This window comes from Brevundimonas sp. ALps5, from assembly GCF_058681645.1.
This window is the reverse complement of record NZ_CM178744.1, coordinates 2,001,885-2,026,956: the sequence shown is the minus strand read 5'-3', so window position 1 is coordinate 2,026,956 and position 25,072 is coordinate 2,001,885. Positions and strand designations below refer to the sequence as shown.

At 69.2% G+C, this 25,072-nt stretch carries 28 protein-coding genes and 1 tRNA gene; 12 read left to right on the top strand and 17 right to left on the bottom strand.

The features are described from left to right. Positions 1-81: 81 nt before the first annotated feature. Positions 82-756: a ribosome hibernation-promoting factor, HPF/YfiA family gene (gene hpf, locus ACW172_RS09820; RefSeq protein WP_492034863.1), complete on the bottom strand. Its 675-nt coding sequence runs from the start codon at positions 754-756 to the stop codon at positions 82-84. Between the two features lie 73 nt (positions 757-829). Beyond that, positions 830-2,350 (bottom strand): RNA polymerase factor sigma-54, encoded by a 1,521-nt coding sequence (gene rpoN / locus ACW172_RS09815; RefSeq protein ID WP_492034862.1) that lies wholly within the window; start codon positions 2,348-2,350, stop codon positions 830-832. Positions 2,351-2,525: 175 nt separating this feature from the next. On the opposite strand from rpoN, the gene ACW172_RS09810 reads away from it, so the two are divergent. Then, positions 2,526-3,296 (top strand): DUF805 domain-containing protein, encoded by a 771-nt coding sequence (locus ACW172_RS09810; RefSeq protein ID WP_492034861.1) that lies wholly within the window; start codon positions 2,526-2,528, stop codon positions 3,294-3,296. A gap of 6 nt (positions 3,297-3,302) precedes the next feature. Here ACW172_RS09810 and lptB read toward each other — a convergent pair whose 3' ends face one another. The 5 genes from lptB to ACW172_RS09785 form a co-directional block, all read right to left on the bottom strand. After that, on the bottom strand, positions 3,303-4,115 hold the full coding sequence (gene lptB / locus ACW172_RS09805) for an LPS export ABC transporter ATP-binding protein (RefSeq protein ID WP_492034860.1): 813 nt from the start codon (positions 4,113-4,115) through the stop codon (positions 3,303-3,305). Positions 4,116-4,148: 33 nt separating this feature from the next. Further along, a complete protein-coding gene (locus ACW172_RS09800) occupies positions 4,149-4,631 on the bottom strand; it encodes an LptA/OstA family protein (RefSeq protein WP_492034859.1) in 483 nt (160 codons plus the stop codon). 4 nt (positions 4,632-4,635) lie between these two features. Then, positions 4,636-5,313 (bottom strand): LPS export ABC transporter periplasmic protein LptC, encoded by a 678-nt coding sequence (gene lptC / locus ACW172_RS09795; RefSeq protein WP_492034858.1) that lies wholly within the window; start codon positions 5,311-5,313, stop codon positions 4,636-4,638. Further along, a complete protein-coding gene (locus tag ACW172_RS09790) occupies positions 5,306-5,920 on the bottom strand; it encodes a ribonuclease D (RefSeq protein ID WP_492034857.1) in 615 nt (204 codons plus the stop codon). Before ACW172_RS09790 ends, lptC begins: the two co-directional genes overlap by 8 nt. A gap of 99 nt (positions 5,921-6,019) precedes the next feature. Next, positions 6,020-6,106, bottom strand: a tRNA-Leu gene (locus tag ACW172_RS09785). A gap of 188 nt (positions 6,107-6,294) precedes the next feature. Between ACW172_RS09785 and ACW172_RS09780 the strand changes: the two genes are divergently transcribed. Further along, on the top strand, positions 6,295-7,284 hold the full coding sequence (locus ACW172_RS09780; RefSeq protein WP_492034856.1) for a complex I NDUFA9 subunit family protein: 990 nt from the start codon (positions 6,295-6,297) through the stop codon (positions 7,282-7,284). Positions 7,285-7,661: 377 nt separating this feature from the next. On the opposite strand, the gene ACW172_RS09775 is transcribed toward ACW172_RS09780, so the two are convergent. Both ACW172_RS09775 and ACW172_RS09770 read right to left on the bottom strand, forming a co-directional pair. After that, entirely contained in the window at positions 7,662-8,471 is an 810-nt protein-coding gene (locus tag ACW172_RS09775; protein ID WP_492034855.1) for an undecaprenyl-diphosphate phosphatase, read from the bottom strand. A gap of 33 nt (positions 8,472-8,504) precedes the next feature. Next, positions 8,505-9,695, bottom strand: coding sequence for a citrate/2-methylcitrate synthase (locus ACW172_RS09770; RefSeq protein WP_492034854.1), 1,191 nt, complete (start codon positions 9,693-9,695; stop codon positions 8,505-8,507). Positions 9,696-9,830: 135 nt separating this feature from the next. Between ACW172_RS09770 and ACW172_RS09765 the strand changes: the two genes are divergently transcribed. The 3 genes from ACW172_RS09765 to queG all read left to right on the top strand — a co-directional run bounded on the left by ACW172_RS09765 (position 9,831) and on the right by queG (position 12,725). After that, positions 9,831-10,829 (top strand): cation diffusion facilitator family transporter, encoded by a 999-nt coding sequence (locus ACW172_RS09765; RefSeq protein WP_492034853.1) that lies wholly within the window; start codon positions 9,831-9,833, stop codon positions 10,827-10,829. A gap of 62 nt (positions 10,830-10,891) precedes the next feature. Next, positions 10,892-11,572, top strand: a complete 681-nt coding sequence (gene fzlA / locus ACW172_RS09760) for an FtsZ-binding protein FzlA (protein ID WP_492034852.1) — start codon at positions 10,892-10,894, stop codon at positions 11,570-11,572. Positions 11,573-11,615: 43 nt separating this feature from the next. Continuing rightward, the gene (gene queG, locus ACW172_RS09755) at positions 11,616-12,725 is read left to right on the top strand and encodes a tRNA epoxyqueuosine(34) reductase QueG (RefSeq protein WP_492034851.1); all 1,110 of its coding nucleotides are present in this window, start codon (positions 11,616-11,618) and stop codon (positions 12,723-12,725) included. On the opposite strand, the gene bamJ is transcribed toward queG, so the two are convergent. Together bamJ and ACW172_RS09745 are read right to left on the bottom strand one after the other, a co-directional pair. Then, positions 12,722-13,258 carry a BamJ family beta-barrel-assembly machinery protein gene (gene bamJ / locus ACW172_RS09750; RefSeq protein WP_492034850.1) on the bottom strand — a complete coding sequence of 179 codons (537 nt, stop codon included), beginning with the start codon at positions 13,256-13,258 and terminating at the stop codon, positions 12,722-12,724. The genes queG and bamJ overlap by 4 nt on opposite strands. Beyond that, positions 13,239-14,441 (bottom strand): threonine ammonia-lyase, encoded by a 1,203-nt coding sequence (locus ACW172_RS09745; protein WP_492034849.1) that lies wholly within the window; start codon positions 14,439-14,441, stop codon positions 13,239-13,241. The genes bamJ and ACW172_RS09745 overlap by 20 nt, the downstream gene beginning before the upstream one ends. 113 nt (positions 14,442-14,554) lie before the next feature. Between ACW172_RS09745 and ACW172_RS09740 the strand changes: the two genes are divergently transcribed. From ACW172_RS09740 to ACW172_RS09730, 3 genes are all read left to right on the top strand, one after another. Continuing rightward, complete coding sequence (locus ACW172_RS09740; protein ID WP_492034848.1) at positions 14,555-15,091, top strand: hypothetical protein; 537 nt, start codon at positions 14,555-14,557, stop codon at positions 15,089-15,091. 63 nt (positions 15,092-15,154) lie between these two features. After that, a complete protein-coding gene (locus tag ACW172_RS09735; RefSeq protein WP_492034847.1) occupies positions 15,155-15,745 on the top strand; it encodes a BA14K family protein in 591 nt (196 codons plus the stop codon). A 150-nt stretch (positions 15,746-15,895) separates the two neighbouring features. Continuing rightward, complete coding sequence (locus tag ACW172_RS09730; RefSeq protein WP_492034846.1) at positions 15,896-16,093, top strand: hypothetical protein; 198 nt, start codon at positions 15,896-15,898, stop codon at positions 16,091-16,093. Here ACW172_RS09730 and ACW172_RS09725 read toward each other — a convergent pair. From ACW172_RS09725 to rplU, 3 genes are all read right to left on the bottom strand, one after another. Next, on the bottom strand, positions 16,090-16,623 hold the full coding sequence (locus ACW172_RS09725; RefSeq protein WP_492034845.1) for a GNAT family N-acetyltransferase: 534 nt from the start codon (positions 16,621-16,623) through the stop codon (positions 16,090-16,092). The genes ACW172_RS09730 and ACW172_RS09725 overlap by 4 nt on opposite strands. A 165-nt stretch (positions 16,624-16,788) precedes the next feature. Continuing rightward, positions 16,789-17,073 carry a 50S ribosomal protein L27 gene (gene rpmA / locus ACW172_RS09720; protein ID WP_492034844.1) on the bottom strand — a complete coding sequence of 95 codons (285 nt, stop codon included), beginning with the start codon at positions 17,071-17,073 and terminating at the stop codon, positions 16,789-16,791. A gap of 87 nt (positions 17,074-17,160) precedes the next feature. Then, a complete protein-coding gene (gene rplU / locus ACW172_RS09715; protein WP_492034843.1) occupies positions 17,161-17,706 on the bottom strand; it encodes a 50S ribosomal protein L21 in 546 nt (181 codons plus the stop codon). Between the two features lie 236 nt (positions 17,707-17,942). On the opposite strand from rplU, the gene ACW172_RS09710 reads away from it, so the two are divergent. From ACW172_RS09710 to ACW172_RS09695, 4 genes are all read left to right on the top strand, one after another. Beyond that, entirely contained in the window at positions 17,943-19,385 is a 1,443-nt protein-coding gene (locus ACW172_RS09710) for a class I SAM-dependent methyltransferase (protein ID WP_492034842.1), read from the top strand. A 72-nt stretch (positions 19,386-19,457) separates the two neighbouring features. After that, positions 19,458-20,936: an alpha/beta hydrolase gene (locus tag ACW172_RS09705; RefSeq protein WP_492034841.1), complete on the top strand. Its 1,479-nt coding sequence runs from the start codon at positions 19,458-19,460 to the stop codon at positions 20,934-20,936. 42 nt (positions 20,937-20,978) lie between these two features. Then, the gene (locus ACW172_RS09700; RefSeq protein WP_492034840.1) at positions 20,979-21,647 is read left to right on the top strand and encodes a hypothetical protein; all 669 of its coding nucleotides are present in this window, start codon (positions 20,979-20,981) and stop codon (positions 21,645-21,647) included. An 8-nt stretch (positions 21,648-21,655) separates the two neighbouring features. Then, on the top strand, positions 21,656-22,648 hold the full coding sequence (locus ACW172_RS09695; protein ID WP_492034839.1) for a cation diffusion facilitator family transporter: 993 nt from the start codon (positions 21,656-21,658) through the stop codon (positions 22,646-22,648). A 13-nt stretch (positions 22,649-22,661) separates the two neighbouring features. Here ACW172_RS09695 and ACW172_RS09690 read toward each other — a convergent pair whose 3' ends face one another. From ACW172_RS09690 to ACW172_RS09680, 3 genes are read right to left on the bottom strand one after another with little or no spacing between them, the layout of a single operon-like run. Then, the gene (locus ACW172_RS09690; protein WP_492034838.1) at positions 22,662-23,657 is read right to left on the bottom strand and encodes a right-handed parallel beta-helix repeat-containing protein; all 996 of its coding nucleotides are present in this window, start codon (positions 23,655-23,657) and stop codon (positions 22,662-22,664) included. Beyond that, entirely contained in the window at positions 23,654-24,502 is an 849-nt protein-coding gene (locus ACW172_RS09685) for a phosphatase PAP2 family protein (protein WP_492034837.1), read from the bottom strand. The genes ACW172_RS09690 and ACW172_RS09685 overlap by 4 nt, the downstream gene beginning before the upstream one ends. Next, on the bottom strand, positions 24,499-25,041 hold the full coding sequence (locus ACW172_RS09680; protein WP_492034836.1) for a hypothetical protein: 543 nt from the start codon (positions 25,039-25,041) through the stop codon (positions 24,499-24,501). The genes ACW172_RS09685 and ACW172_RS09680 overlap by 4 nt, the downstream gene beginning before the upstream one ends. Between the last annotated feature and the right edge of the window lie 31 nt (positions 25,042-25,072).

Sequence of the window (25,072 nt, the reverse complement as noted above, 5' to 3'; positions counted from 1 at the left end):
GATACTCTCTCGTCCCCGATGGGGCGGGCGGGCTTTAGCCGCTCCGCCGCATCAAGGAAAGCCTTCAACTGACAGCTAGCACTAAGGGCTTACGGAAGCGTGCCCATTGGTCTTGGCCTTTCCGTTCAGACCGGGAGAGGTCCGCTCGGGGTCGATCCAGCCCACATTCCCGTCCGGCCGGCGATAGACGACCGACAGGCCGCCGTGGGCCGCATTGCGGAACAGCACCATCGGATAGCCGGTCATGTCGAGTTCCAGCACCGCGCGGCCGACCGTGATGGTGCGGATCTCGGCCTCGGTCTCGGCGATGACCATGCCGACCGGCGGCGGTTCGTCAGAAGTTCCGGTATCGCCGAAGACGTCGTCCTCGACGCTGTCGGGGTTGCGCAGCACGATCGAGCGGGCGACCGAGGCCGCGGCCATTTCGGTCTTTTCGGGCGACAGGCCCTTGGGCCCGATGTGGTGATCCTTGAGACGGCGCTTGTAGCGGCGAACCCGCTTCTCAAGCTTGTCGAGGCTGTCGGTGAATGCCGAATGCGCGTCTCCGCCGTGACCGGTGGTGACCAGCGACTGGCCGGAGGCGAGGCGGACCCAACAGTCCACCTTGAACCCATAGCCGTCCTTGGAGACCACGACCTCGGCGTCCTGACCGCCGCGTTCGAAGTATTTACCGACTCCCTCTTCGAGTTCCTGGGAGATGCGCGAGCCTAACGCTTCGCCGACATCCACTTGCTTGCCGCTGACTTGGACTTGCATACGGATAGAACGCTCCCGACTGATTTTGGTGTCAATCGGGATCACCGTTTTGTGGTCGGATTCCAGACGCCGGTCAGGCGAACTTGAGCATCCTGCGACGCTGGACCGAGGACGGAATCCTCAAGGCTTCCCGATACTTGGCGACCGTTCGCCTGGCGATGTCGATGCCCGCCTCGTTCAGCAGTTCGACGATCCGGTCGTCGGACAAAACGTCGCCCTCCCGCGCCTCGTGGTCGATCATGGATTTGATCCGGTGCCGGACGGCCTCGGCCGAGTGGGCGGCGCCGTCGCCCGTCGAGGCGATGGAGGCGGTGAAGAAGAATTTCAGTTCGAAGACGCCGCGCGGGGTCGAGACATATTTGTTCGAGGTGACCCGGCTGACGGTCGATTCATGCATGCTGATGGCGTCGGCGACGGTCTTCAGATTGAGCGGGCGCAGGAATTCGACGCCGAAGGCAAGGAAGGCATCCTGCTGGCGCACGATTTCGGAGGCGACCTTCAGAATGGTCTTGGCGCGCTGGTCCAGCGACTTGACCAGCCAGTTGGCCTGGGCCGCGCAGTCGGCGACGAAGGCCTTCTCCGTCTCGGTCCGGGCGCCCGCCGAGACCGAGGCGTGATAGCGTTTGTCGACTAGAAGCTTGGGCAGGGTGTCGGTGTTCAGCTCCACCTTCCAGCCGCCGGCCGGGTCGGGGCGGACGTGGACGTCGGGAATGACCGTCTGGGCCGGTTCGCCGCCGAAGCCGGCGCCGGGACGCGGCGTCAGGGCCTTCAGCTCGGAAATCATCTCGGCCAGATCTTCCGCATCGACGCCGCAGGCCTGACGCAGCCCCTGCAGGTCGCGCCGCGCCAGCATCTCCAGATTGTCGAGCAGGGCCGCCATGGCCGGATCGAAGCGGTTGCGCTCGATCAGCTGCAGCTTCAGGCATTCCGGCACCGAACGGGCCATGATCCCGGTCGGCTCGAAGCCGTGGCAGACGGTCAGGACCGCCTCGACCCGCTCCAGGCCGCAGCCCAGACGGTCGGCGATCTCGGCCAGTTCGCCGCGCAGATAACCGCCCTCGTCGACCGCATCGATCAGGCTCAGCGCGATGGCATGGTCGGTGGCGTCCAGGCCGGCGGAGGACGCCTGGGCCTGCAGATGCTCCCACAGGGTGGCTTCGCGCTGGTCCGGGCGCTCGCCGCCCTCGCCGTCATAGGCGGAACCGCCCTTGCCGGCGGTCGACCAGTCGGAGATGCCCGGCTGGGCCGCCTCGTCCGACAGACGGTCGACGGTGCGCTCGCCGGGCGTCGCATCGCCATAGACGTCGTTCTCGCCCGCATCGACGGTCGAACTGCGCTCGGAGGCCCCGGCGTCGGAGAAACTCAGTTCGGAGGTATCGCTGGAAGACGCGGCCGCCGGCTCGGCGTCACCCGCCTCGCGGGCCGGACCGGCCTCGGTCTCGTCGCGCTGGAGCAGCGGGTTCTTCTCGAGCTCGGCCTCGACGTATTCGTCCAGCTCCTGGTTCGACAGTTGCAGCAGCTTGATCGCCTGCTGCAGCTGGGGCGTGATGACGAGCCCCTGCCCCTGCCTGATCTCCAGCCTCTGACCGACCACCGCCGTTCGTCTCCCCTTGGGCGTCTGGCCCGGAACTTGCTGTGCCCAGAATGCAGGCAAGGGGTTAACGCGGGGCGAACGCGGGAAACCGTGGCCGTTTACCCTCTCCGTTTTTCCGGATTTCATCGTTCTGTCCGAAACTGGGCCTCATCCCCCACGGCTCCGGACGCCCGAGATGCTGCTCTTCCGCCCGCTGATGCGCTACGCCGACTTCAAGGGTCGCGCCAGCCGTACAGAATACTGGCTGTTCGCCGTCCTGCAGGGCCTCTGGTACGCCCTGCTGATGGGTCTGGCCGTCGGCGCCATGGGACAGTCCGGCGCGGGCGAGGCGACGACCGGCGTCCTGACCGCCTTCGGCCTGATCGTCGCCAGCCTTCTGGGCCTGATCATTCCAAACTATGCGGTGCTGGTGCGCCGCCTGCACGACAGCGGACGCGGCGCGGTCTGGCTGTGCCTGATGCTGCCCTCGCTGTTAAGCAGCGTCATGGCGGTCGGCACGATCGCGACGGCGATCGGGTCGGTCGGCCTGGGCGCCAGCCGCGAGGCCTTCGTCGGCACGGCCCTGGTGGGGCTTGGCGCGGCCGGTCTGCTGGGCATGCTCGGCTATGTCGGCCAGCTGATCATGTTCATCCTGACCCTGCTGCCCGGAACGCGGGGCGAGAACAGGTTCGGTCCCGATCCGCGCGACCCGAGCCAGCGTTACGGCGGCGGCGGGGAACAGAGGCTGGACGAGGACCGCTGGGACGCCCTGATCGCCGAGGCCAGGCGTGGCGATCCGGATGTGCCCTACAAACCCATCTTCGACTTCGGTCCGGGCCCGATCCAGCCCGAACCGGTTCGCCGTGAAGAGCCCGCGCCCTTCCCGGCCCAGCCGCAACCGTGGAGCAATCCCGCCTGGGATCCCGGCGTCGCCCCCTCACGCCCCTTCGGCCGCAGAGGGTCCTGAAGCGGATCAGCCCCGGCCGGAGCCGTAGAGATCGCCCAGATAGACGCGGCGCACTTCCGGATCGTGGATCACCTGATCGGCGGTGCCCTCGAACAGCACCTCGCCGCCCGACATGATCGAGGCGCGGTCGATGATGTCCAGGGTCTCGCGGACGTTGTGGTCGGTGATCAGCACCCCGATGCCCTCGCCCGCCAGATAGCGGATCACCTGACGGATGTCGGCGATGGCCAGGGGGTCGATGCCCGCGAAGGGTTCGTCCAGCAGCATGAAGCTGGGTCGACCGGCAAGCGACCGGGCGATCTCGACCCGACGCCGCTCGCCGCCCGACAGGCTGGCGGCGGGAGCGTGGCGCAGATGGCCGATGTGCAGCTCTTCCAGCAGGCGGGTCGTCTCCACCTCGATGCCCTTGCCGCTCTCGCGCAGCTCGACCACCGCCTTGACGTTCTGCTCGACCGTCATGCCGCGGAAGATCGAGGCCTCCTGCGCCAGATAGCCCAGCCCCATGCGGGCGCGCTGGTACATCGGCTGTTTGGTGATGTCCTCGCCGTCCAGCCAGATCGAGCCGGTGTCGGCCGGGATCAGGCCGGTGATCATATAGAAGCAGGTGGTCTTGCCGGCGCCGTTGGGGCCCAGCAGACCCGCGACCTCGCCGCGCTGCACGGTCAGGGAGACGTCGCGCACTACCTGGCGGGCGCCGAAGGCCCGGGCGATGTTCTTGACCCGAAGCCCGCGCGCCGCCTCCGGCTCGGGGGCGAGCGTCGGCGCGACCCCGGCTGTGGGGTCGTTGACGTTGAGAGCGGAGAGTTCCTTGCGCGCCAAACCGGGCCTTTCAGTCGAACACGAACCGACGGTTCAGTTCGAACCTTGCGGATAGAAGACGCCCTGAACGCGGCCGCCGCCCATCTCGGCCGTCTCGGTGCGGACGTTATAGGTCAGGCGCGACCCCGTCATGACGCTCTTGCCCTGGGTCAGGATCACGTCGCCGGTCAGGATGATGGTGTCGTTCGACGCCGTATAGACGGCGTGGTCGGCGCGGATCGTCTCGTTCGGCGTCACATAGTAGACGTTGCCCGAGGCCTCGATGCGGGTCAGCTGGTTGCTGTCCGTGGTCGCGGCCGTGACGCTGTCGGCGCGCATCCGGTTGCCGCCCTGGGTCAGCTCGGCCCGGCCGCGCATGCTCAGGCCCGCCGGGGTGCGGGCGATCTGGTCCGCACCATAGGCGATCGGGGCGTCGGCGACATTGCCGCGAGACTGCGCGTGCACCGCCTGGGTGGCGAGGGCGAGACCGGCTGCGGCTACCGCGCCGGCGATCCAGGTGATTTTCGTCTTGGTCATCGTGTCATCCAGCCGACCGGGCGGGCATCAGGGTCCCGCGTACCTTGTTTTCGCCGGCGCCGTTGAAGGTCACCCGCTCGCCCTGATCATAGATGGCATAGGACGAAGCGGAAATCGTTCCAAGGGGTCCCTGCCCCTGAACGCCCTTGTTACCGGTCACCACCCCGGTCGCCGTGTCGACCACGGCCTCGGGCGTGGTCAGGGTGAAGCCCGAACCGCCGTCGGTGATCTTCACGTTCGGACCGATGGTCACCGAGCGTTTGACCTCGTCATAGATGCCCGCGTCGGCGGTCATCTGGGTCACCTTGCGGCCACCGAGGTTCAGCCTCAGGACCGGGCCGTTCAGGCGGAAATGGCCGGTGTTCGGATCGCGCACGGCCCCGGCCGCCCCGATCAGGAACGAGCGCCCCTGCGCGTCCTGGCCGTGGAACATCGGATTGTCGAGCCGGACCTCGCGGCTCTGGGCCGCCTTGCGCTCGACGCCCGAGATGACGGTGCGGAAGACCGTCCAGGTGAAGGCGCCGCCGGCCAGGACGACGATCAGGATCGGCAGCAGACGGCGATAGAGCTGGACCCGGCGCGAGCGCGCGCGCCATTTGGCGCCGGCCTCGGCCAGACGCGCCTCGTCGGCGTCGCGGCGCGCCTCCACGGCGGCCTGATCCTGCCCTTCCGCCTCAGGCATGGGCGAAGATGTCCATCTCTTCCCAGCCTTCGAGGTCCAGACGCGAGCGGACCGGCAGGAAGTCGAAACAGGCCTGGGCCAGTTCGGTACGGCCCTCGCGGGCCAGCATCATGTCCAGCTTGTCCTTGACCGCATGCAGATAGAGGACGTCCGAGGCCGCATAGTCGAGCTGGGCCTGGGTCAGGACGTCGGCGCCCCAGTCGGATGACTGCTGGGCCTTGGACAGGTCCACGCCCGCCAGTTCGCGGGTGACGTCCTTCAGCCCGTGCCGGTCCGTATAGGTGCGGGCCAGCTTGGAGGCGATCTTGGTGCAATAGACCGGCCCGGTGTCCACCTCGAGATAGAGCTGCATCATGGCGATGTCGAAGCGGCCGAAGTGGAAGATCTTGAGCACGCCGCGGTCGGCCATCAGGGCCTTCAGGTTCGGACAGTCATAGGCGGGGCGGCGCAGACGCACGACATGGGCGTCCCCGTCCCCGGCCGACAGCTGGACCACGCAAAGCGGGTCGCGGTGATAGCGCAGCCCCATGGTCTCGGAATCGACCGCCACCGAGGGGCCGAGGTCGAGATCGTCGGGCAGGTCGCCTTCGTGGAAATAAACGGTCATGCACAGCCTCTAGCCCAGCGGGGGCCGCGATGCGAGTAGCGGGCCGGCCCGGAAAGCAAAACGGCGCCGCATCTGTCGATGCGACGCCGTTTCGAGAATTGGTGCCCAGGAGAGGACTCGAACCTCCACGACCTTTCGATCACTGGCACCTGAAGCCAGCGCGTCTACCAATTCCGCCACCTGGGCCCCCTGTCGGTCGCGCCGTGAAGGCGTTTCCGTCGGGAAGGCGCGGACCTCTATGGGAGTTGGACGGGCGGGTCAATATGCTTTTGCGACAAGTTTTGCACATCGCGTTCAAACCCTTTGTGCGCCGCGTTGCGATGCAGCGAGACCTGGTCTATCCCGCCAGTCTGAGATTTCGATTGGAGCTTCCCATGTCCGCGTTCAGCCCGGGTCTGGTCACTGTGTTCGGAGGCTCCGGCTTCGTCGGCGCCCAAGCCGTCCGCGCCCTGGCGAAAGCCGGCTGGCGAGTGCGGGTCGCCGTTCGTGCGCCCAACACCTCCTATGACCTGCGCCCGCTGGGCGATGTCGGCCAGATCCAGCCGGTGCGCTGCGACATCACCTCGCCGGAAGACGTGGCGGCGGCCCTGAAGGGCGCGAACGCGGCGGTCAATCTGGTCGGGGTCCTGCACGAGAGCGGCAAGCGCACCTTCCAGGCCCTGCACGTCGACGGCGCCCGCAATGTCGCCGAAGCCTGCAAGGCGGCCGGGATCGCCCGTCTCGTCCAGATCTCGGCCATCGGCGCCGACGCGAACAGCGCCAGCGCCTACGCCCGCTCCAAGGCCGAGGGCGAGGCCGCCGTGCGCGCCGTCCTGCCCGAGGCGGTCATCGTCCGCCCCTCGATCGTCTTCGGCGCCGGCGACGGCTTCCTGAACCGCTTTGCGTCGCTCGCCGTCATGGCCCCCGCCCTGCCCCTGATCGGCGGCGGCGAGACGAAGCTGCAGCCCGTCTATGTCGGCGACGTCGCCGAGGCCATCGCCCGCGCCACGACCCGCGCCGAGGCCGCCGGCCGCACCTTCGAACTGGGCGGCCCCGCTGTCTGGACCTTCGGCGATGTGCTCAAATACATCGTGCGCGAGACCAAGCGCGAACGCCCCCTGGTCCCCCTGCCCTTCGGCCCGGCCCGGATCATCGGCTCCCTGCTCCAGATCACCGCCGCCTTCGGCATCACGCCCCTCCTCACCAAGGACCAGGTCGTCTCGCTGGAGAGCGACAACGTCGTCGCCCCGGGCGCCGAAGGTCTGGAAGCCCTGGGCGTCGAGGCCACCGGCATGGAAGCCATCGCCCCGGCCTACCTCTGGCGCTACCGCAAGGGCGGCCAGTTCGCCGAAAGCCCGGCGGCGGAGACGCTGGTCCCGGCCTGACCACTCTACCCTCTCCCGGCGGGCGAGGGCTTGAGCGCACGGCGGCGCAGCCGTTGTCCTTGCACGAAAGGGTGAGCGGTTACCGCTCAACCCGGCACGCCTTCGCCAAAAAGCGCGCGCTCAATCAACGTCTTGGCGCTTTCTGACTCCAATCGACCGCGCATGCTCCCGCGCGCGCGTACACTCGCGTCCGCCGGTCTTTGACATCGCAAATCCAGACAGCCGCCGAGTACCTCGCCCTGCACTCGCGTGCACTGAGAGTGCAATTTTCAGCCGCACAAAAAGCCGTTCAGAGTCCGGGCTCTACGCCTAAAACCTGCCGCCCGACTTTCAGCCTTGCACTTTTTGCACCCGCTCTTTTTCGAGTGCAAAACCCCTCAGCTCACGAAGCCCATGGTCAGCAGGAACAGGCCCGTCGCGCCGATGGCGATCCGCCACCAGGCGAAGGGGGCGAAGCCGTGTTTCGACACGAAGCTGAGCATCCATTTGATGACGATCAGTCCACTGACGAACGACACGATAAAGCCGATGGCGATGATCCAGGCGAAGTGAAGGTCGATAGAGTCCTTGGACTTGATCAGGTCGAGACCGAAGGCCGCGACCATGGTCGGGATGGCCAGGAAGAAGGAGAACTCCGCCGCAGCAGGCTTCTCCAGCCCCAGCACCAGACCGCCCGAGATGGTGGCGCCCGACCGGGACACGCCGGGGACCAGGGCCAGACACTGGAACAGGCCGATCAGGAAGGACTGGCGCCAGCTCAGGGCCATGGCGTCGCCGGTGTGCGGCTTGGGCGCCCAGCGCTCCAGCACCAGCAGGATGACCCCGCCGACGATCAGGGCCCAGCAGATGGTCCGCAGGTCCTCGAACAGGACCTTGGTGATGAAGTCGTGCAGGAACAGGCCGGCGATGGCCGAGGGAATGAAGGCGATCAGGACGCTGATGGCGAAGCGCCGCGCCGACGGATCGGTGGGCAGCCGGATCAGCACGCCCCACAGCCGCTGGAAGTAGAGAGCCACCACCGCCAGGATCGCGCCCAGCTGGATCAGCACCACGAAGGCGTTCCAGCGCAGGTCGGTCAGGCCCAGCAGGTGCTGGGTCAGCAAGAGGTGTCCGGTCGAGGAGACGGGCAGGAACTCGGTCAGTCCCTCCACCAGCCCAAGGATGATCGCCGCAATCCAGTCCGCCATATGTATCCCCATTGGCCCGGTGGGAGAGCCTGATCAGGCGCCGGGTCTGGGACCCACATAGCGCAGTCGGGCGGCGATAGGCGAGCCGTCCGTCGCCTGATCCAGCGCATGACCGAGCAGACCGACCAGACGGCCGATCAGAAGCATGTCCGAGGCGCCGTCGCGGGGCAGGTCCAGACGCCGCGCCACGAGGGCCAAAGCCAGGCCCACATTGGCCTTGACGCCCGAAGCGGCCTCGCCCTCGCGCACGATGGCGGCCAGATCGGGCGGCAGGTGGGCGGCCTCCAGCAGGGCCGCCGCGCGCGGATCGCCATCGGGCCAGGCCGCGTCGCCGAAGCCGGGCACCCGGCCGTCGGCCTCCATCCGGCGCTGGGCCGCGCCTCTGGCGTCGCGCCGGGCCTCGATGACCCAGGCGATGGTCCGGGCCAGTTCGAAGGCCTTGGGCGAGGCGGTGAAGGTGGCCAGCCCCGCCAGCGCCGCCCCCGCCGGGGAGGCGCCGCCCCCCGCCGCCGCCCGCGTGGCGATGACCGAGGCGTTCATGGCGTGGTCCATGATCAGGACCAGGGCCTGACGGATGATGACGCTGTCGCGCTCCAGCACCTTCCAGCCGCGCCCCAGACGCTGGTGGAAGAACAGCCGCGGCCCGGGGCCGGCGACGGCGTCGACCACCTCATTGAGGACCGAGGCGGCCTGGGCCTTGACCTGATCGGGCGTCTTGCCGGCGGTGGAGGCGTCCTCCTCGGCCCGGCGGGCCAGGGAGGCGAACAGCCGCGTCCGGGCCGTGACCCCGCCGGCGCTGTCCAGCCGGGGCCCCAGCCCCGCGAAGGGGTTGTGACCGGGCGAGTCCCACAGCAGCCGCGCCGCATCCTCGACCGTCGCCGTCTTCGACAGCTCGACCACGTCCTGCCCGCGATAGAAGAGCCGCCCCTGCGACACCAGGCTCAGCGACGACCGGATCAGGGCCTCGCCCCGCGCCGGGGCGTGTTCGAAGGGCACGAAGGGCGGCGGGGTCTCGCCGGGCGCCAGCGGCGCGCTGAGCCGGGCGATATCCCCGGCGTCGTACTGGCTGCGGCGGGGATTGTCCGGGTCCGGACGCGCGGCGATCCGGCCGCGGCTGACATAGGCGTACAGCGTCTGGGTCTTGACCCCCAGCCGCTCCAGAGCCTCGCTCCGGCCGATCCAGCGTTCCGCCGCCGGTCCTGTCGCCGCCCCAACCCCTGCCATGCGCGATCCACGTCCTGCCTGTGGATGAATGCAGCGCTCACCATGCGGCCATTTCGTGACCGGAGCAATATGGCCAAGCTTGCTGAAACATAAGCCCGCTCTGGATTTGCGGCTCATGATCGGCGACAAGGCGGGATGAGCGAAACGGACGGCGTCACGCCCCAGTCAACTGTGGACAAGGCGGCGGTCACGCGCCGGATCACCCGCCTCTCGGTCGGGGTCGCCGTGGCCCTGATCGCGCTCAAGGCCTTCGCCCTCGGCGCGTCCGGGTCGGTGTCGATCCTGGCCTCCCTGACCGACTCCGTGCTGGACCTGGTCGCGTCCCTGGCCACCTTCTACGCCGTGCGCTGGGCCGCCGCCCCGCCGGACGCGGAGCACCGCTACGGCCACGGCAAGGGCGAGGCCATGGCCGCCCTGGTCCAGGCCGGTCTGATCTTCGCCTCGGCCGTCTTCATCGGCTGGGAGGCGCTGCAGCGGATGGTCGATCCGCGCCCGGTCGGCGCGGGCGGCTGGGCCGTCGCCGTCATCCTCGTCTCCATCGCCCTGACCGCCGGTCTGGTCTGGCTGCAGGGCAGGGCGCTCAAGGAGACCGGGTCCCTCGCCGTCGCCGGCGACCGCAGCCACTACGCCGCCGACCTGGCCGCCAACGGGGTGGTGCTGATCGGCGTGGTCTCCGGCGCCTGGCTCCACGCCCCGGGACTGGACGCCGCCGCCGGCCTGATCGTCGCCATCTGGCTCTTCTGGGGGGCGTTCGGCCTGCTCAAGGAGGCCTCGGGCCATCTGCTCGACCAGTCGGCGGGCGAGGCGGAGCAGCAGGCGGTGACCACGGCCGTCCTCGCCGACCCGCGCATCACCGGCATCCACGCCCTGCGCACCCGCATGGCCGGCTCGACCCTGATGGTCCAGATGCATGTCGACATGGACCCCCACCTGACGCTGGAGGCCGCCCACGCCATCGTGGAGGAAGCCGAAGCCCGCATCCGCGCCGTCCTGCCCGACAGCGACATCCTGATCCACGCCGACCCGGCGGGCCTGCGGCCGACGCAGGCCTCGACGGAACTCCAGGCCCCGGAGGCGGTTGAGACCCCGCCGGCGTCGGGCCAGACCGTCCCCCATACCGGACCCTGGTCATAGTCGGCGGCTGAACCGGGCGCGGTAAACGCCGTCTTAAGATCGAGGGGGGCATGGAGTCGCGCATGACGGCCGTTCTCTTCCACTTCCCCTTCGACCCCGGCTCGCGTTCGGCGCGGCTGGCGCTCGGCGAGGCCCGGATCGAGGTCGAGGAGACCCCGGTCCGCCCGTGGGAGGCCGACTGCCCGGTCCGCGCCCTCAATCCGTCGGGCATGCCCCCCGTGCTGCAGACCGTCCAGCAGGGCCGCCCCCTGACCCTGTGCGAGGCCAATGCCATCCTGGGCTGGGTCGAGGACCAGCAGAAGACGCCGCTGCTGATGCCCGCCGACGCCGGCGAACGCGCCGAGGTGCGCCGCCTGACTACCTGGTTCGACCGCCGCTTCACCGACGAGGTCAACGCCGTCCTGCTGCACGAGCGGATGGAGAAGCCCCTGCTCCGCCTCGGCCCGCCCGAGGCTCAAGGGTTGCGCGAAGGCCGCGCGGCCCTGCGCGAGCATCTGATCATGCTGGAAGGTCTGCTGGGCGAGCGCGACTGGCTGGCCGGCCGCCGCATGAGCCAGGCCGATCTGGTCGCCGCCGCCCATATCTCGGTGCTGGACTACTTCGGCGAGGTGGCCTGGAAGTCCTGGCCCCTGCTCAAGACCTGGTACATGCGGCTCAAGTCCCGCCCCTGCTTCCGCCCACTTCTGGCCGACAAGTTCCAGGGCCTGGCCCCCGCGCCGCACTACGCGGATCTGGACTTCTGACCCCGCTTTGATCGCAGGCCGGTCTGTGAGAGAGCAGGCCGCGATGCCCGATCCCCGCGACATCATCCGCAGCCAGGCCTTGGCCCTGGGCTTCGACGTCTGCCGCTTCGCCTCGGCCAGCGATCCCTGGAGCGCGGGCGAGCGGCTGGCCCACTTCGTCGAGGCCGGACGCCACGGCGAGATGGGCTGGATGGAGACGACGCTCGAGCGCCGCGCCCACCCCACCGCCATGTGGGATGGCGCCCGGACCGCCGTGGTCCTGGGCATGAACTACGGCCCCCGCACCGATCCCCTGCCCGAGATGGCCGACCGATCGGCGGGCTACATCTCGGTCTACGCCCGGGGCGACGACTATCATGAGGTCATCAAGGGCCGGCTGAAGACCCTGGCGGGCCAGATAGCGGCGAAGACGGGTCAGGACGTCAAGGTCTTCGTCGACACCGCCCCCCTGATGGAGAAGCCGCTGGCCCAGCGCGCCGGGCTCGGCTGGCAGGGCAAGCACACCAATCTGCTCAGCCGCGACCACGGCAACTGGCTGTTCCTCGGCGTCATCCTGTCGGCGGCGGAGCTGGAGCCCGACGCGGCCGAGACCGAGCACTGCGGCTCCTGCACCGCCTGTCTGGACGCCTGCCCGACCCGGGCCTTCCCCGCCCCGTTCCAGCTCGACGCCCGCCGCTGCCTCTCCTACCTGACCATCGAGTTCCCGGGGCCATGGCCGGTCGAGTTCCGCACGGCGACGGGCTCGCGCATCTACGGCTGCGACGACTGTCTGGCGGTCTGTCCCTGGAACAAGTTCGCCGCCGCCTCGAAGGAGGCCCGGCTGCAGGCCCGGGGCGCGCTGGAACAGCCGCCCCTGGCCGAACTGGCCGCGCTCGACGACCCCGCCTTCCGCGCCCTGTTCTCCAAGAGCCCGATCAAGCGGATCGGGCGCGACCGGTTCCTGAGGAACGTCCTCTACGCCGTCGGCAACAGCGCGGACGCCTCGCTGGTCGCGACGGCCGAGCGGCTGCTGGACGACGCGTCGCCTCTGGTGCGCGGCGCGGCGGTCTGGGCGCTCGGACGGCTGGACGCCGAGGCCTTCGGACGCGCGAAGGCAGTCCGGCTGACTGGCGAAGAGGACGAAGCGGTCAGATCAGAATGGAGCCGGGTCTAACCCTGCGCCGAGCCGATCGCGCGGCCGGCGCCCGGCACCGGGGCGACGTCCTCGAGCTTGACCCGGAACACCAGCACCGAGTTCGGCGGGATGTCGCCGGCGCGTTGGTCCTTGTAGCCCAGCTCGGGTGGGACGTAGAGCATCCACTCGTCGCCGGCCTTCATCCGCTGCAGGGCCTCGGTCCAGCCGGGCACCACCTCGTCGACGTGGATGGCCAGGGGCACGCCACGCTCGAACGAGCTGTCGAACACCGTGCCGTCGGTCAGGGCGCCCTCATAGTCGACCCGGACCAGATCGTTGCGGTCGGGACTGGCGGCGCCCGACGGCCCCGAGACCAGCACCTTGTACTGCAGACCCGACGGCAGGGTCTGAACCCCTTCGGCGGACTTGTTCTTCTCCATGAAGGCGGCGGCCTCGGCGGCGTTCTTCGCCAGCTCTTCGGGCGTGACCGCGGGGGCGCGATGGCAGGCGGCGACCAGAAGCGTGGCGGCGATACTCGTGACCGTCGCGGCCCTAGCCCATCCGAAGCGCATAACCCTTGTCCTTCAAAGCGTCGCCGATCTCGTCGGCGTGGGCGCTATCGCGCGTTTCGACCATGATGTCGAACTCCGCGCCCTTGGCCGGGACGTCCAGGGCCAGACGGTTGTGGACGACGTCGATGATGTTGCCGCCCAGACCGCCGATCACCGCCGCCATGGCCGACAGCATGCCCGGTCGGTCGTCGCCGAGGATGCGGTAGACGATCAGCCTGCGCTCGCGGACCATCTCGCGGTTCAGGACCACGGCCAGCATCCGGGCGTCGATGTTGCCGCCGGTCAGTTCGATCCCGACCTTCATGCCCTTGAAGCGCTCCGGATAAGCCAGAAGCGCCGCCAGACCGCCGGCGCCGGCGCCCTCGCACACCGTCTTCTCCATCGTGGCCATGAAGGAGACGCCGCGCTCGAAGTCGGCTTCGTCGACCACGAAGACCTCGTCGATCAGGTCATTGGCCAGGTTGAAGGGGATGTCCCCCACGGCCTTGATGGCGATGCCCTCGGCGATGGTCTGGCCGGTGCAGACGGGGGGCTGGCCCGCGCGTTTGGCGGTGAAGGAGGGGTAGCGGGCCGCCTCCACGCCGAAGACCTTGATGTCGGGCTTCATGGCCTTGGCGGCGATGGCGCAGCCGGCGATCAGGCCGCCGCCGCCGATCGGCACGATCAGGGCCTCGAGCCCGGGCGCGTCTTCCAGGAACTCGATGGCGCAGACGCCCTGACCGGCCACGATGCCCTCGTCGTCGAAGGCCGAGACAAAGACATAGCCGTGCTCGACCTCCAGCCGCTTCGCCTCCTCGGTCGAGGCGGTGAAGTCCAGGCCGTGGATGACCACGGTCGCCCCGTGGCTGCGGGTGCCGTTGATCTTGGCGAAGGGGGTGCCCTCCGGCATCACGATGGTCACCGGCACGCCCAGCCGGCCGCCGTGATAGGCCAGGGCCTGGGCATGATTGCCGGCCGAGGCCGCGACCACGCCGCGCCGCCGCTCGTCCGGCGTCAGCAGCAGCAACCGGTTCAGGGCCCCGCGCTCCTTGAAGGAGCCGGTGAAATGCAGGTTGTCGTACTTGACCCAGACCTCGGCGCCGGTCAGCTCGGACAGGCGGCGGGAATGGCGCACGGGGGTCCGGTCCACCTGACCCGCGATGCGGTCTTTGGCGGCCTGGATGTCGGAAAATGTCACGGTCATCGGCGATGTTGTGACTGACGTCATCGACACCCGCAACCTTGACCATAGGACGGGCGTTAGGCGTATGGTTAGGGGCGTCCCGCGAGCCGGGACCACGCAGGAAAGGCTATCCCATGTCGAATCAGATCCGTATCGGACGCATCCGTCCGGCCGCGCTCGCGACCCTGGCCGGCCTTTCCCTGATGTCGGTCGCCGCCTGCGCCCCGACAATGGGCAGCATGATTCCGCCCCCGCCGCCCTCCAACGCCTTCAACGCCGACGCCTTCGGCTGGTCGGCGCTTCAGGGCCAGGGATCGATCGAGGGTCGCATCGCCTACAGCCGTAACGGCGCGGCCTATGCCTGCACCGGCTCGATCGCCCTGACGCCCGACACGCCCTATACCCGCGCCCGGTTCAACACCCTGTACGGCTCGACCGAACAGGCCGCGATCCCCGAAGCCGTGGTCCGCGCCCGCACCGTCGCCGATCCGAACGCGGACTATCGCTCCTTCGTGCGGGCCTCGACCTGCGCCAACAACCGCTTCACCGTCACCGGCCTGCCGGACGGCAGCTGGTTCATCATCGCCCCGGTCAGCGCCGGCGGCGACCGTATCGTGCTCATGCGCCGCGTCGAGACGCGCGGCGGACGAATGATCTCCGTTACCCTGTAAGCGTACCCCATCAACACGGCGGGTCGCCCTGGAGGGGGTAGAGGCCGACTGGAGGCGTTAACCATGTTTTCCGTTTCGTCGCGCCTCGCAGCGCTTTCGCTGGCGGCGACTATCGTCGCCTCCGCCGCCCCCGCCTCGGCCCAGGTGTATGGCTACCAACCCGGCGGGCCGCAGGACTTCTACGGCTATCAGCAGGGCTCGGTCTGCGGCGACCGCTGCGGCGATCGCCGCCACGACCGGCGCTACAGCTCTCGGGACTACAGCTATCAGGGCCAGCGGGACGTCCCTGGTGACTATCGTTGCGACGCCTACTGGGATCGCGGCCGCACCGACTGCGACGCCCGCTGGCGAGACCAGCGCGCGCCCTGGCGGCGCAGCACGGGCTACAGCTATGGCGGCGGCTACAGCTACGGCGGGTCCCAGGCCTACTACGGCGAATACGGCCGCCCCGACGTCGTCTATTCGGGCGGCGGCTACGGCGGCTATGCCTCGGGTCAGGCCTATGCCGACCGCTACGGCCACGACCACAGCGCCTATGCCACAGGCGGCCGGGATCCGCAGCGGATCAACTGGTGCTGCGCCGAGTATCGCTCCTACGACCCGTCGACGGGCTATTACACCGCCTACAGCGGCCGCCCAGTCTTCTGCGGGTAACGTCTTCTGCGGTTGAATCCGGCAACCGCCGGTCGTCCGATCACGGATTGGTGGGTGAGCGGCGTTCGCCTTTGTTTGGCCCTACCGCGACGGCCTGAGTGACCGCGCGCCCCGCGAAGGGCGTATCGGTCAGTCGGGGGGAGCGCGTTCATGTCCCAGCACAACATCAGCGGTTCGGAAGCCTTCGACCGCACGCCCAAGGTCTATATCCGCAAGGTCCGCACCGGCGGCATGCGCCGCCGCCGCAACCGGACGGTCATCGCCTTCCTCGCCGGAGCGGGGATGGCGGTTCTCGCCGGCGCGATCGGCGCCGTCGCCGTGTTCGGACCGAGCCTGGCCGGAGCCTAGGCGATCCAGACCATCCGGCGGGTGTCGACCGGGGCCTGACGCGCCTGGCTGTACGGGCGGCGGGTCTCGCCGGTGTACAGGAAGCCCGCCTTCTCCAGCACGCGGCCCGAGGCCGGGTTGTCGGCGAAGTGGCCGGCGACCAGGGCCCGGCGCCGCCACTTGCGGCTGGCCCAGACCATGGCCCCCTCCAGGGCCTCGGTGGCGAAGCCCCGGCCCCAGAAGTCACGGCCGATCCAGTAGCCCGTCTCGGGCGCCACATCCCCGTCCTCGAACAGGCCGATGACCCCGACGGGGCCCAGGTCCTCATGCTCGATCAGGAAAGTGTTGGCCTTGGCCGGATCCTGACCCGCCACCGCGATGACGAAGTCCTCCGCGTCGCCGGTCCCGAACGGGTGCGGCATGCGGCAGGTCATCCGCGCGATGTCGCGGTCATTGGCCAGGGCGGCGATGCGCGGCGCGTCCTGGGGCGCGGGCGCGCGCAGGACCAGTCGCCGGGTCTCGATGACCGGGGAGGTTTCGATGATGCACATGGTCTTGGCCTCAAATCGGTCCGCCTCCTTGGAGGGCTCGGGCGGACTTCGAGGCGGGGAAACGCAAACGGGGAGCCTGGTGATCCAGACTCCCCGCGGAATATTTTCCCTGGTCCGGATCGGCTGCTTTTGAGAGCAACGCGATCCGAGAAATCGGGCTTCGCGTTACTCGGCGGCCATCGCCTGTTGGTCGTCGTTGGCCGGAATAATCGACACGTAACAACGGCCGTTGGCTTTGGTGGTGAATTTCACCGCGCCATGCTCAAGGGCGAAGAGGGTGTGGTCGCGGCCGAGACCGACGTTGGCGCCCGGGTGGAACTGGGTGCCGCGCTGACGCACGAGGATGTTGCCGGCCAGCACTTGCTCGCTGCCGTACTTCTTGACGCCGAGGCGCTTGGACTGGGAGTCGCGACCGTTACGCGACGAACCACCGGATTTCTTGTGAGCCATGGGTTGCTCCTCTTTCCTTTGCGTCCCCGGCTACGAAGCCGAACCGAACGCGTCTCGTTGGGTCGCGCTGGGTAGCGCGGTTGTTCTTTAGGCTTCGTCGGTCTCGGCGGGCTTGGCAGCCTTCTTCGCCGGGGCCTTCTTGGCGGGTGCGGACTTCTCGACGACCACGGCGTCAACCGAGGCGCCGTCATGCGAGGCGACGACCGTCTCGGTCGAACCCAGGGCCGACGTCGCGTCGCGCTTGGCCAGGCCGCGGGCGCGCAGGTTGATCTCGGCGCGGGTCGTCAGATCGATCTTGCCGTCCCACTTGGCGGTCTCGCCGGCGCCTTCGATGCCGGTGATGCGCAGGACGGTTTCCAGCTGGCGGTGGCCGTTGGTGCGACGGTAGCCCTGGCGGCGGGTCTTCTTGAAGACCTTCACCTTCTCACCCTTGCGGGTTTCGATCAGGGTCGCGCCGACGAAGGCGCCGTCGATCAGCGGAGCGCCCAGGGTCACGCCCTTGTCGCCGCCCAGCATCAGGACGCTGTCGAACTTCAGTTCCTGGCCGGCGTCGCCGAGCAGCTTCTCGACCACGATCGTGTCGCCCGGTTGAACCCGGTACTGCTTGCCGCCGGTTTTGATCACCGCGTACATGTTGGAGCCTCAGCGTAACGCAAAAAAGGATGCGCCCGCCGGATGACCCCGCGGGCGAAGAGCGGCGACATATACGGACCGGCCCCTCGGAGTCAACGCCAAACCGGCCCGAAACCGCGCGAAATGGCCGGTTTCCGGCGCCTGGGCATCAGCGACGCTTCGAATCGCCTCCCCTCTCTAGCCCCACGCGACGCGACCGTGCAATGAACGCGAAAGGGAACAGGATTCACCACCATATGACGACCGACGCCGACAGCCGCATCCTCGCTGCGCGCCGCATCACCGCCCATGTCGCCGAACTGCTTCAGGCCGACCTGTCCTTGCGCCTGTGGAACGGCGAGGTCCTGCCCCTGGGCCCCAATGCCCGCGACGACATCCAGATCGTCGTCGCCCGTCCGTCGGCGATCCGCCGCGTTCTGCTCAAGCCCGGCCTGATGACCCTGTTCGAACTGTTCGGCACGGGCGACCTTCGCATCGAGGGCGGCTCGCCGCTGGAGGCCGCCGACCGCTGGGATCACGGCCGCGCCGTCCACCTGGCGAAACGCGCCGACAAGGGTCTGATCGCCAAGGCGGCCATCCCCTTCCTGCTGGGCGGCTCCGACGCGGGCGCGACCCAGCTGCCCGAATGGGACAAGACCGGCAATGACGGTATCGGCGCCGACAAGGCCGGCCGCAGCGACAAGGACTTCATCCAGTTCCACTATGATGTCGGCAACGACTTCTACCGGCTCTTCCTCGATCCGGAGATGGTCTACTCCAGCGCCTATTTCACCGATCACGACGCCACGCTGGAGGCGGCCCAGGAAGAGAAGCTGGACCGGATCTGCCGCAAGCTGCGCCTTCAGCCCGGGCAGAAGCTGCTGGACGTCGGCTGCGGCTGGGCCGGCCTGTCCTGCTGGGCGGCGAAGAACTACGGCGTCACCGTGCACGGCGTGACCCTGTCGCAGGCCCAGCTCGACTTCGGCCGGGCCAAGGTCAAGGCCATGGGCCTCGAGGACAAGATCACCCTCGAGCTCAAGGACTATCGCCACATCACCGAGAACGGCGCCTTCGACGCCATCTCACAGGTCGAGATGTTCGAGCACGTCGGCTTCGCCAACCACGAGCGCCACTTCCTGGAGATGAAGCGGCTGCTGAAGCCCGGCGGCCTCTATTTCCACCAGGCCTCGGTGCGGCGCGGCGGACGCGACCCGATCAAGCCGACCGCCACCACCAAGGTCATCACCCGCTTCATCTTCCCGGGCGGGGAGCTGGACACCATCGGCATGACGGTGACCAACCTCGGCCGCCTCGGCTTCGAGACCCTCGATGTCGAGGATATGCGCGAGCATTTCGAGTTGACCCTCAAGCACTGGGAAGACCGACTGTATGCGAAGCGCGAAGACGCCTACGCCATGGTCGGCGAGGCCCGCACGCGGCTGTGGCTGATCTATTTTGCCCTGTTCAAGAAGAGCTTCGAGCGCGGTTCGGTGCTGGTCTATCAGACCGTGGCCCAGAAGCGCCGTCCGGGACCGAGCGGCCTGCCGCTGGACCGCAAGTCGCTCTATGCGGAGCGCAAGCCCGGCGTTCCGGCCGTGGTCAAGGCCGCAGCCAAGCCCGCGCGCGGCGTGAAGGCGGCGGTCTCCAAGGCCATCGCCAAGGTCACCGGCGCGAAGAAGGCGGCCCCGAAAAAGGGCTGATCGCAAGAGGGGCGCCGGTCGCGCTTGCAGCGCCCCGCCTCCCGGTGTCTGGTGAGGGCGGAGGACTTCACCATGATCAGACTGTTCGTCGCCCTGGCCGCGGCTGCTTTCGGGCTGGCGCTCGGCGCGCCTGCCGCCCACGCGAGCGCGCCCGTCTATACGGTAAAAGCCTGCCCCGCGAACTGGCCGGCGCAGACGGCGCGTGTGGTCGAGTGCGGGACCCTGACGGTCGATGAGACGCGCGGCGATCCGAACACGCGCCGCATCGACATCGCCGTGGCGACGGTGAAGGCGAGCGATCCCTGGCACGACGCCTCAGGCCGGACCTTGCCGCCGGTCGTGGTCTTCCACGGCGGACCGGGCGGGGCCCTGGTGCAGGGGGTGGGCCGACGTCTGGCCTTTTACGCCGCCAATCCGGACCGGGCCGGACCTCTGGCCGCCGTCGATCAGGACTGGATCTATTTCGACCAGCGCGGCGGCGGACTGGACAATCCCTCCATGGACTGCCCGGGCGCCCAGCTGACCGACGCAGGCCCGCCGTCGAAGGAAGACGCCGACAAGCTGATCGCCTGTATGAAGGGCTGGGCCGATGCGGGCGTGAACCTGTCGCAGTACAACGCCGCCGTCATCGCCGCCGACGTCGCCGACCTGAAGACGGCGATGAAGCTGGACCGGATCGACCTGTTCGGCGGCTCCTACGGCCCGCGCATCGAGGCCGCCGTCATCACCCATGCGCCGCAAGGCGTGCGCGCCGTGGTCATGGACAGCCCCTGGCCGCCCGAGGGCAATTGGGCCGTTCACACGCCGGAGCAGGTCTCGACCGCCGTGAAGATCATCCTCGCCAAATGCGCGGCCCAGACCGACTGCAACGCCCGCCACCCCGACCTCCAGACCCGGTTCGAAGCCAACGCCCGCCTTTGGCTGGCCGGTCCCCAAACCTGGACCAATGGGCCCGGCAAGGACGGCAAGAGCTACACCGTCGAGGACCTGGCCTCCTTCCTGATGGACACCACCTATTCCGGCTCGGGCGTGCGCAGCCTGCCGTCCGATCTGGAGAAGATCATCGCGGGCGACCTGTCGCCCGTCGCCGGGGCCGCCGAGAGCCGCACCTACTATACGGAGGGTCAGCACATGGCTCATCTGTGCAAGGAGGAGCTGCCGTTCGAATCGAAGGAACGGCTGGCCGCCGGCGCCGCGGGCGATCCGGTCGCCGAGGTCTCGGTCCCCAGCCTGTCGCGCCTGTTCGACGTCTGCGCCACCGTCGATGTCGGCCCTGCCGATCCGGTCGAGAACGCCCCCGTCCACACCACCATCCCGACCCTGTTCATCGCGGCCGAGATCGACCCCGGCTGTCCCCCGCCCCTGACCCGCAAGGCGGCCGAGGGCTACAAGGACAGTCAGGTGATGATCGTCACCAACGCCACCCACGGCGTGACCGGCGGCAGCCCCTGCGCCGCCCGCGCAGCCCGCGACTTCCTGAGGGACCCGACCAGGCCGGTGGATCAGAGCTGCCTGCCGGCGGCGGGCACGCCGCTGGTCTTCACCGAATAAAACCGCTCGACTGTTATAAGATAACACGCTACAGGGCGATCAATGACGCCGCCCTCCCCGCTCGAACACGATGTGCTGCTGTCGCTGATCGGCGGCGGCTTCGCGGCGGCGTTCCTGCATGCGGCCCTGCCGACCCACTGGCTGCCGTTCGTCCTCGTCGGACGGGCGCAGAAGTGGAGCCTGCCCCGGGTGCTGGCGGCGGTGACCACGGCGGGTCTGGCCCATATCGTGACCACGGCGGTGGTCGGCGGGCTGATCGTCGCGGCCGGCGTGGCGCTGGAGCAGTGGGTCACGGGCCTGTTGCCCCATCTGTCGGCTATCCTGCTGTTCGCCTTCGGCGGCTTTTATCTGCTCAAGGCCATCATCCGCCGTCCGGCCCCGGTCACCGCCAACGGCGCGACCCTGGAGCTGGCCGAGCCGACCGTGAGCCACGGCGCGGCCTTCTGGGGTCTGGTCGCCATGCTGGCCGTCTCGCCCGGCGAGGTGCTGCTGCCCATCTATATGTCCTCGGCGCAAGAGGGTCTGGCGGCGCTCGGCCTGCTGACCGCGGCCTTCGCGGTCGGGACGGTGTTGGGCATGGGGGTCTTCACGGCCCTCGCCCGCATGGGCGCCTCGGTGCTCAAGCTCGAACGATGGGCCCGCTATGAAGGCGCCGTGCTCGGGGTCGCCCTTCTGGGGCTGGGACTTCTCGTCCTGCTGCATCAGCACTAAGACGGGTCATGGCCTCCCACCATGACCACGCCCATGACGACCACGACCATGCGCATGACCACGCCGGTCATGACCACGGGCATGCGCACCACGCCCATTCCCATGGGCATTCTCACGGCCATGCCGGCCACCACCACGGCCCCGTAGACACCGGCGACTGGCGCTACGGCGTCGGGCTGATCGTCAACCTGGCCTTCGTGGCATGCGAGTTCGGGGCCGGGATCGTCAGCGGTTCGACCGCCCTGATGGCCGACGCGGGCCACAACCTGTCCGACGTGCTCGGTCTGGCCATGGCCGGGGGCGCGGCGGTGCTGGCCCGGCGCGCGGCGGGCAAGCAGCTGACCTACGGCTTCGGCAAGGCGACGGTGCTGGCGGCCCTGGCCAATGCGCTTCTGCTGATCTTCGCCTGCGGGGCCATCGCCTTCGAGGCGGTGCAGCGGCTGACCGATCCGGCGCCGGTCCAGTCGGTGATGATCATGATCGTCGCCGGCATCGGCTTCGTCATCAATCTCGGCACCGCCCTGCTGTTCATGCGCGACCAGCATTCGGACCTGAACGCCAAGGGCGCCTATCTGCACATGATGTCCGACGCCGCCGTCTCCGTCGGGGTCGTGCTGTCGGGCGGGATCATCATGGTGACGGGCTGGTCGATCCTCGATCCGCTGGTGTCGATCGCCATCGTGGCGGTGATCCTGATCGGAACCTGGGGCCTGTTGAAGGACTCGGTCAATCTGGCGCTGGACGCCGCCCCGCCGTCGGTCGATGTGGCGGCCGTGAAAACGGCCTTCCTGGCCCTGCCCGGGGTCTCGGCGGTGCACGACCTGCATGTCTGGGGCCTGTCGACGACCGAGACGGCCCTGACCGCCCATCTGGTTCACGACCGGGAGGACGGCGCGGCGCTGCTGGCCGAGGCCCAGACCCTGGCCCGCAGCCGCTTCGCCATCGGCCATACGACGCTGCAGCTCGAGAGCGGCGTCCTGCCGGACTGCCCCAACTGCTAGATCGGCGCCCGGATCACCGTTGGGTGCGGTTGCGCGCCACCATATTGCCGGTCGCATGGTCGCCGTCGTCGAGGCTGGAGCCGAACGGCCAGCCCCGGTCGTCCGCGCAGTAGCGCCGCCCGCCCTCGCGCGCCCCGACCACCACCGTGCGGGGCCTGAAGGCGGAGGCGCCGCTGAAGACATTGTCGGTGATGATGTTGTCCGACGGCGTCTGGTGCCGGATCACCCCGTCCTCGCCGCAGTTGCGATAGAGGAAGATCCCGCCCTGCCCACCGAGAGCGAAGCGGTTGCCCGTGATCGTGTTCCGGGCCGAGCCGTCCACGGCGATGATCTCGCGCGGGGTGCGGATGGCGAAGGTGAGATTGCGCAGGCTGTTGTCCGCGCTCTCGGCGTCCAGATAGACGGCAGTGGAGTCCGAACGCCCGCTGAAGCGTCCGCCCTCGACCGTCACCGCGGTCACCCCCGGCCCGACGTAGAGGGGGATGGACCCCGTCGCGGCGAAGGTCAGGTTGGTCAGGGCGATGTGCGACGGCGCCGCCCCCTGCGCCGCCGCCGTATGGCCGGGGGTACGCGAGGAGGTTCTCAGGTCGTCGATGCGGCCGCCGGCGCCCATGCCCCAGATGCGGATGGCGCCGTGGACGGTGCAGTTGCGGATGAAGACGTCGGTCGGGCGGCTCCAGCGGGGCTCGGCGCCGTCGAGGCGGCGCGACCAGACGGCGACCGTGGGCGTCCGGGTCGTGGTGCGCGCGCCCGGTCGGCCGATCCCGCCGCCGCCGCAGTCGACCCCCGCGCCTGAGGCCTCCGCGCCCTCGATCAGGACGCGGCGCAGGATGGGGCGGCCGTTCAGCGTGGCGCGGCAAGTCAGGCGAAAGGGCGTGTCGGCGGCGTCGGGCGCGGCGGTCAGTTCGCGGACCTCGTCGGCCGAACAGGCGCGGGTGGCGGGGAGGTCCCAGCTTCCCGGGAGAGAGGGGGCCGACTGCAGCAGCAGGGCCGCGAACGCCCCGATCATTCCTGCGGCAGAGGCATGGCCAGGGCGGCGCGTTCGGCGACGCAGCCGGGATTGGTCAGGCCCGTGCGACGAACCTCGGCCAGTTCGGCGCGCAGCGCGTCCAGCTCGGCCTGGAAGGCCGGTGTGGCGGCGGCCTCGGCGAAGACGGCCTTGCCGAGCGCCTCGCCTGCGGCGACGTCGGCGGGATAGTGCATGGCGCAGACGGTGCGGCTGACGCCGATCTGATGGCCGATCTCGCGCGCGGCGGCGGCATGAGCCGGGTCGACATTGGCCATGAGCTCGCCATAGGCGGCCCCGACCGAGGCGCTTCCGGACGGATAGGACGGACTGCGGCGGCCGGCCTCGCTGATCCGCGTGCAGGCCGGGCGGGTCATGTCGACTCCGACAGGGCGAGGACGGAACTGGCGGGCCTTGGCGCCTTCCGCCGCCTCATTGGCGTCGTGCAAGATCTTCGCGAGGACCGCATTCAGGCGCGGCGTCTCCACGCTGGTGAAGCGGACACCCAGAGCGCAGTCGAAATGCTGGCGCGCCAGCTCGGGGCTGAGCTCGGCGTGGGCGGTGGCCAGCAGCCAGCGGTCCGATCCTTCCAGCGGACGATAGCGGTCCGACAGGGCGCGATCGGCGATCTGGTCCGCCGAGCCGTCGGCGGAGGGGGCGGGCACGCCATCGGCCAGACCCTTGATTTGAGCGTCGGTCAGATAGCCGGCGAGGACGGGCTCGGAAATCGGCGCCGCCGTCGTCGGGGCGCCGACGGGTTCGCCATAGGGGGTGACCGCACAGGCGGCGACGAGCGGAGCGGCCAGAAGGACGGCGGTCAGGACCGACGTCAGGACCGCCCCCCTCACTGACCCGCGCTCCAGGTCAGCTGGACGGAAGTCGGCGCCTTCTCCACGGCGGTGGCCACGACCTGGACCATGGCGCCGTTGGCGGGCTCGGCCGCGCCATAGGCGACCGTGTCGCCGCGATTCAGCGACATGACCGGCGCCAGGCCCGCGGCCTCGGCGCGTTGCTTGTAGAAGCCGATCACCGCCTCGGGCTTGGCATCCGTCGTGAAGGTGACCAGCCCGCCAGGACCGGCAGGGCCGCCCGCGACGGTCGGCGGGGTCTCGACCACTCCGCCCGGATAGACGGCGGCGAAATCGGGGGCATTGGCGACACGGACGGCGCCCTCGGCAGGGGCCGTCGTTCCGGCGGGCGGCGGGATAAGGTCCACGGAGACACCGGCGTCAGCAGTGGACGATTCAGCGCCGGCCTTGGCCGCAGGGTCGGAGGGGCTGCCGGAGGACTTGTGTTCATTGCCCTTCGGATCACAGCCCGAGAGGCTCACCGCCAACAGGGGCGCCACCGTCAGAAGGGCGACCACCGCCGCCAGACTGCGCTTCATTCCGGTCTCGTCCCTGGGCACGTTTCTCTAC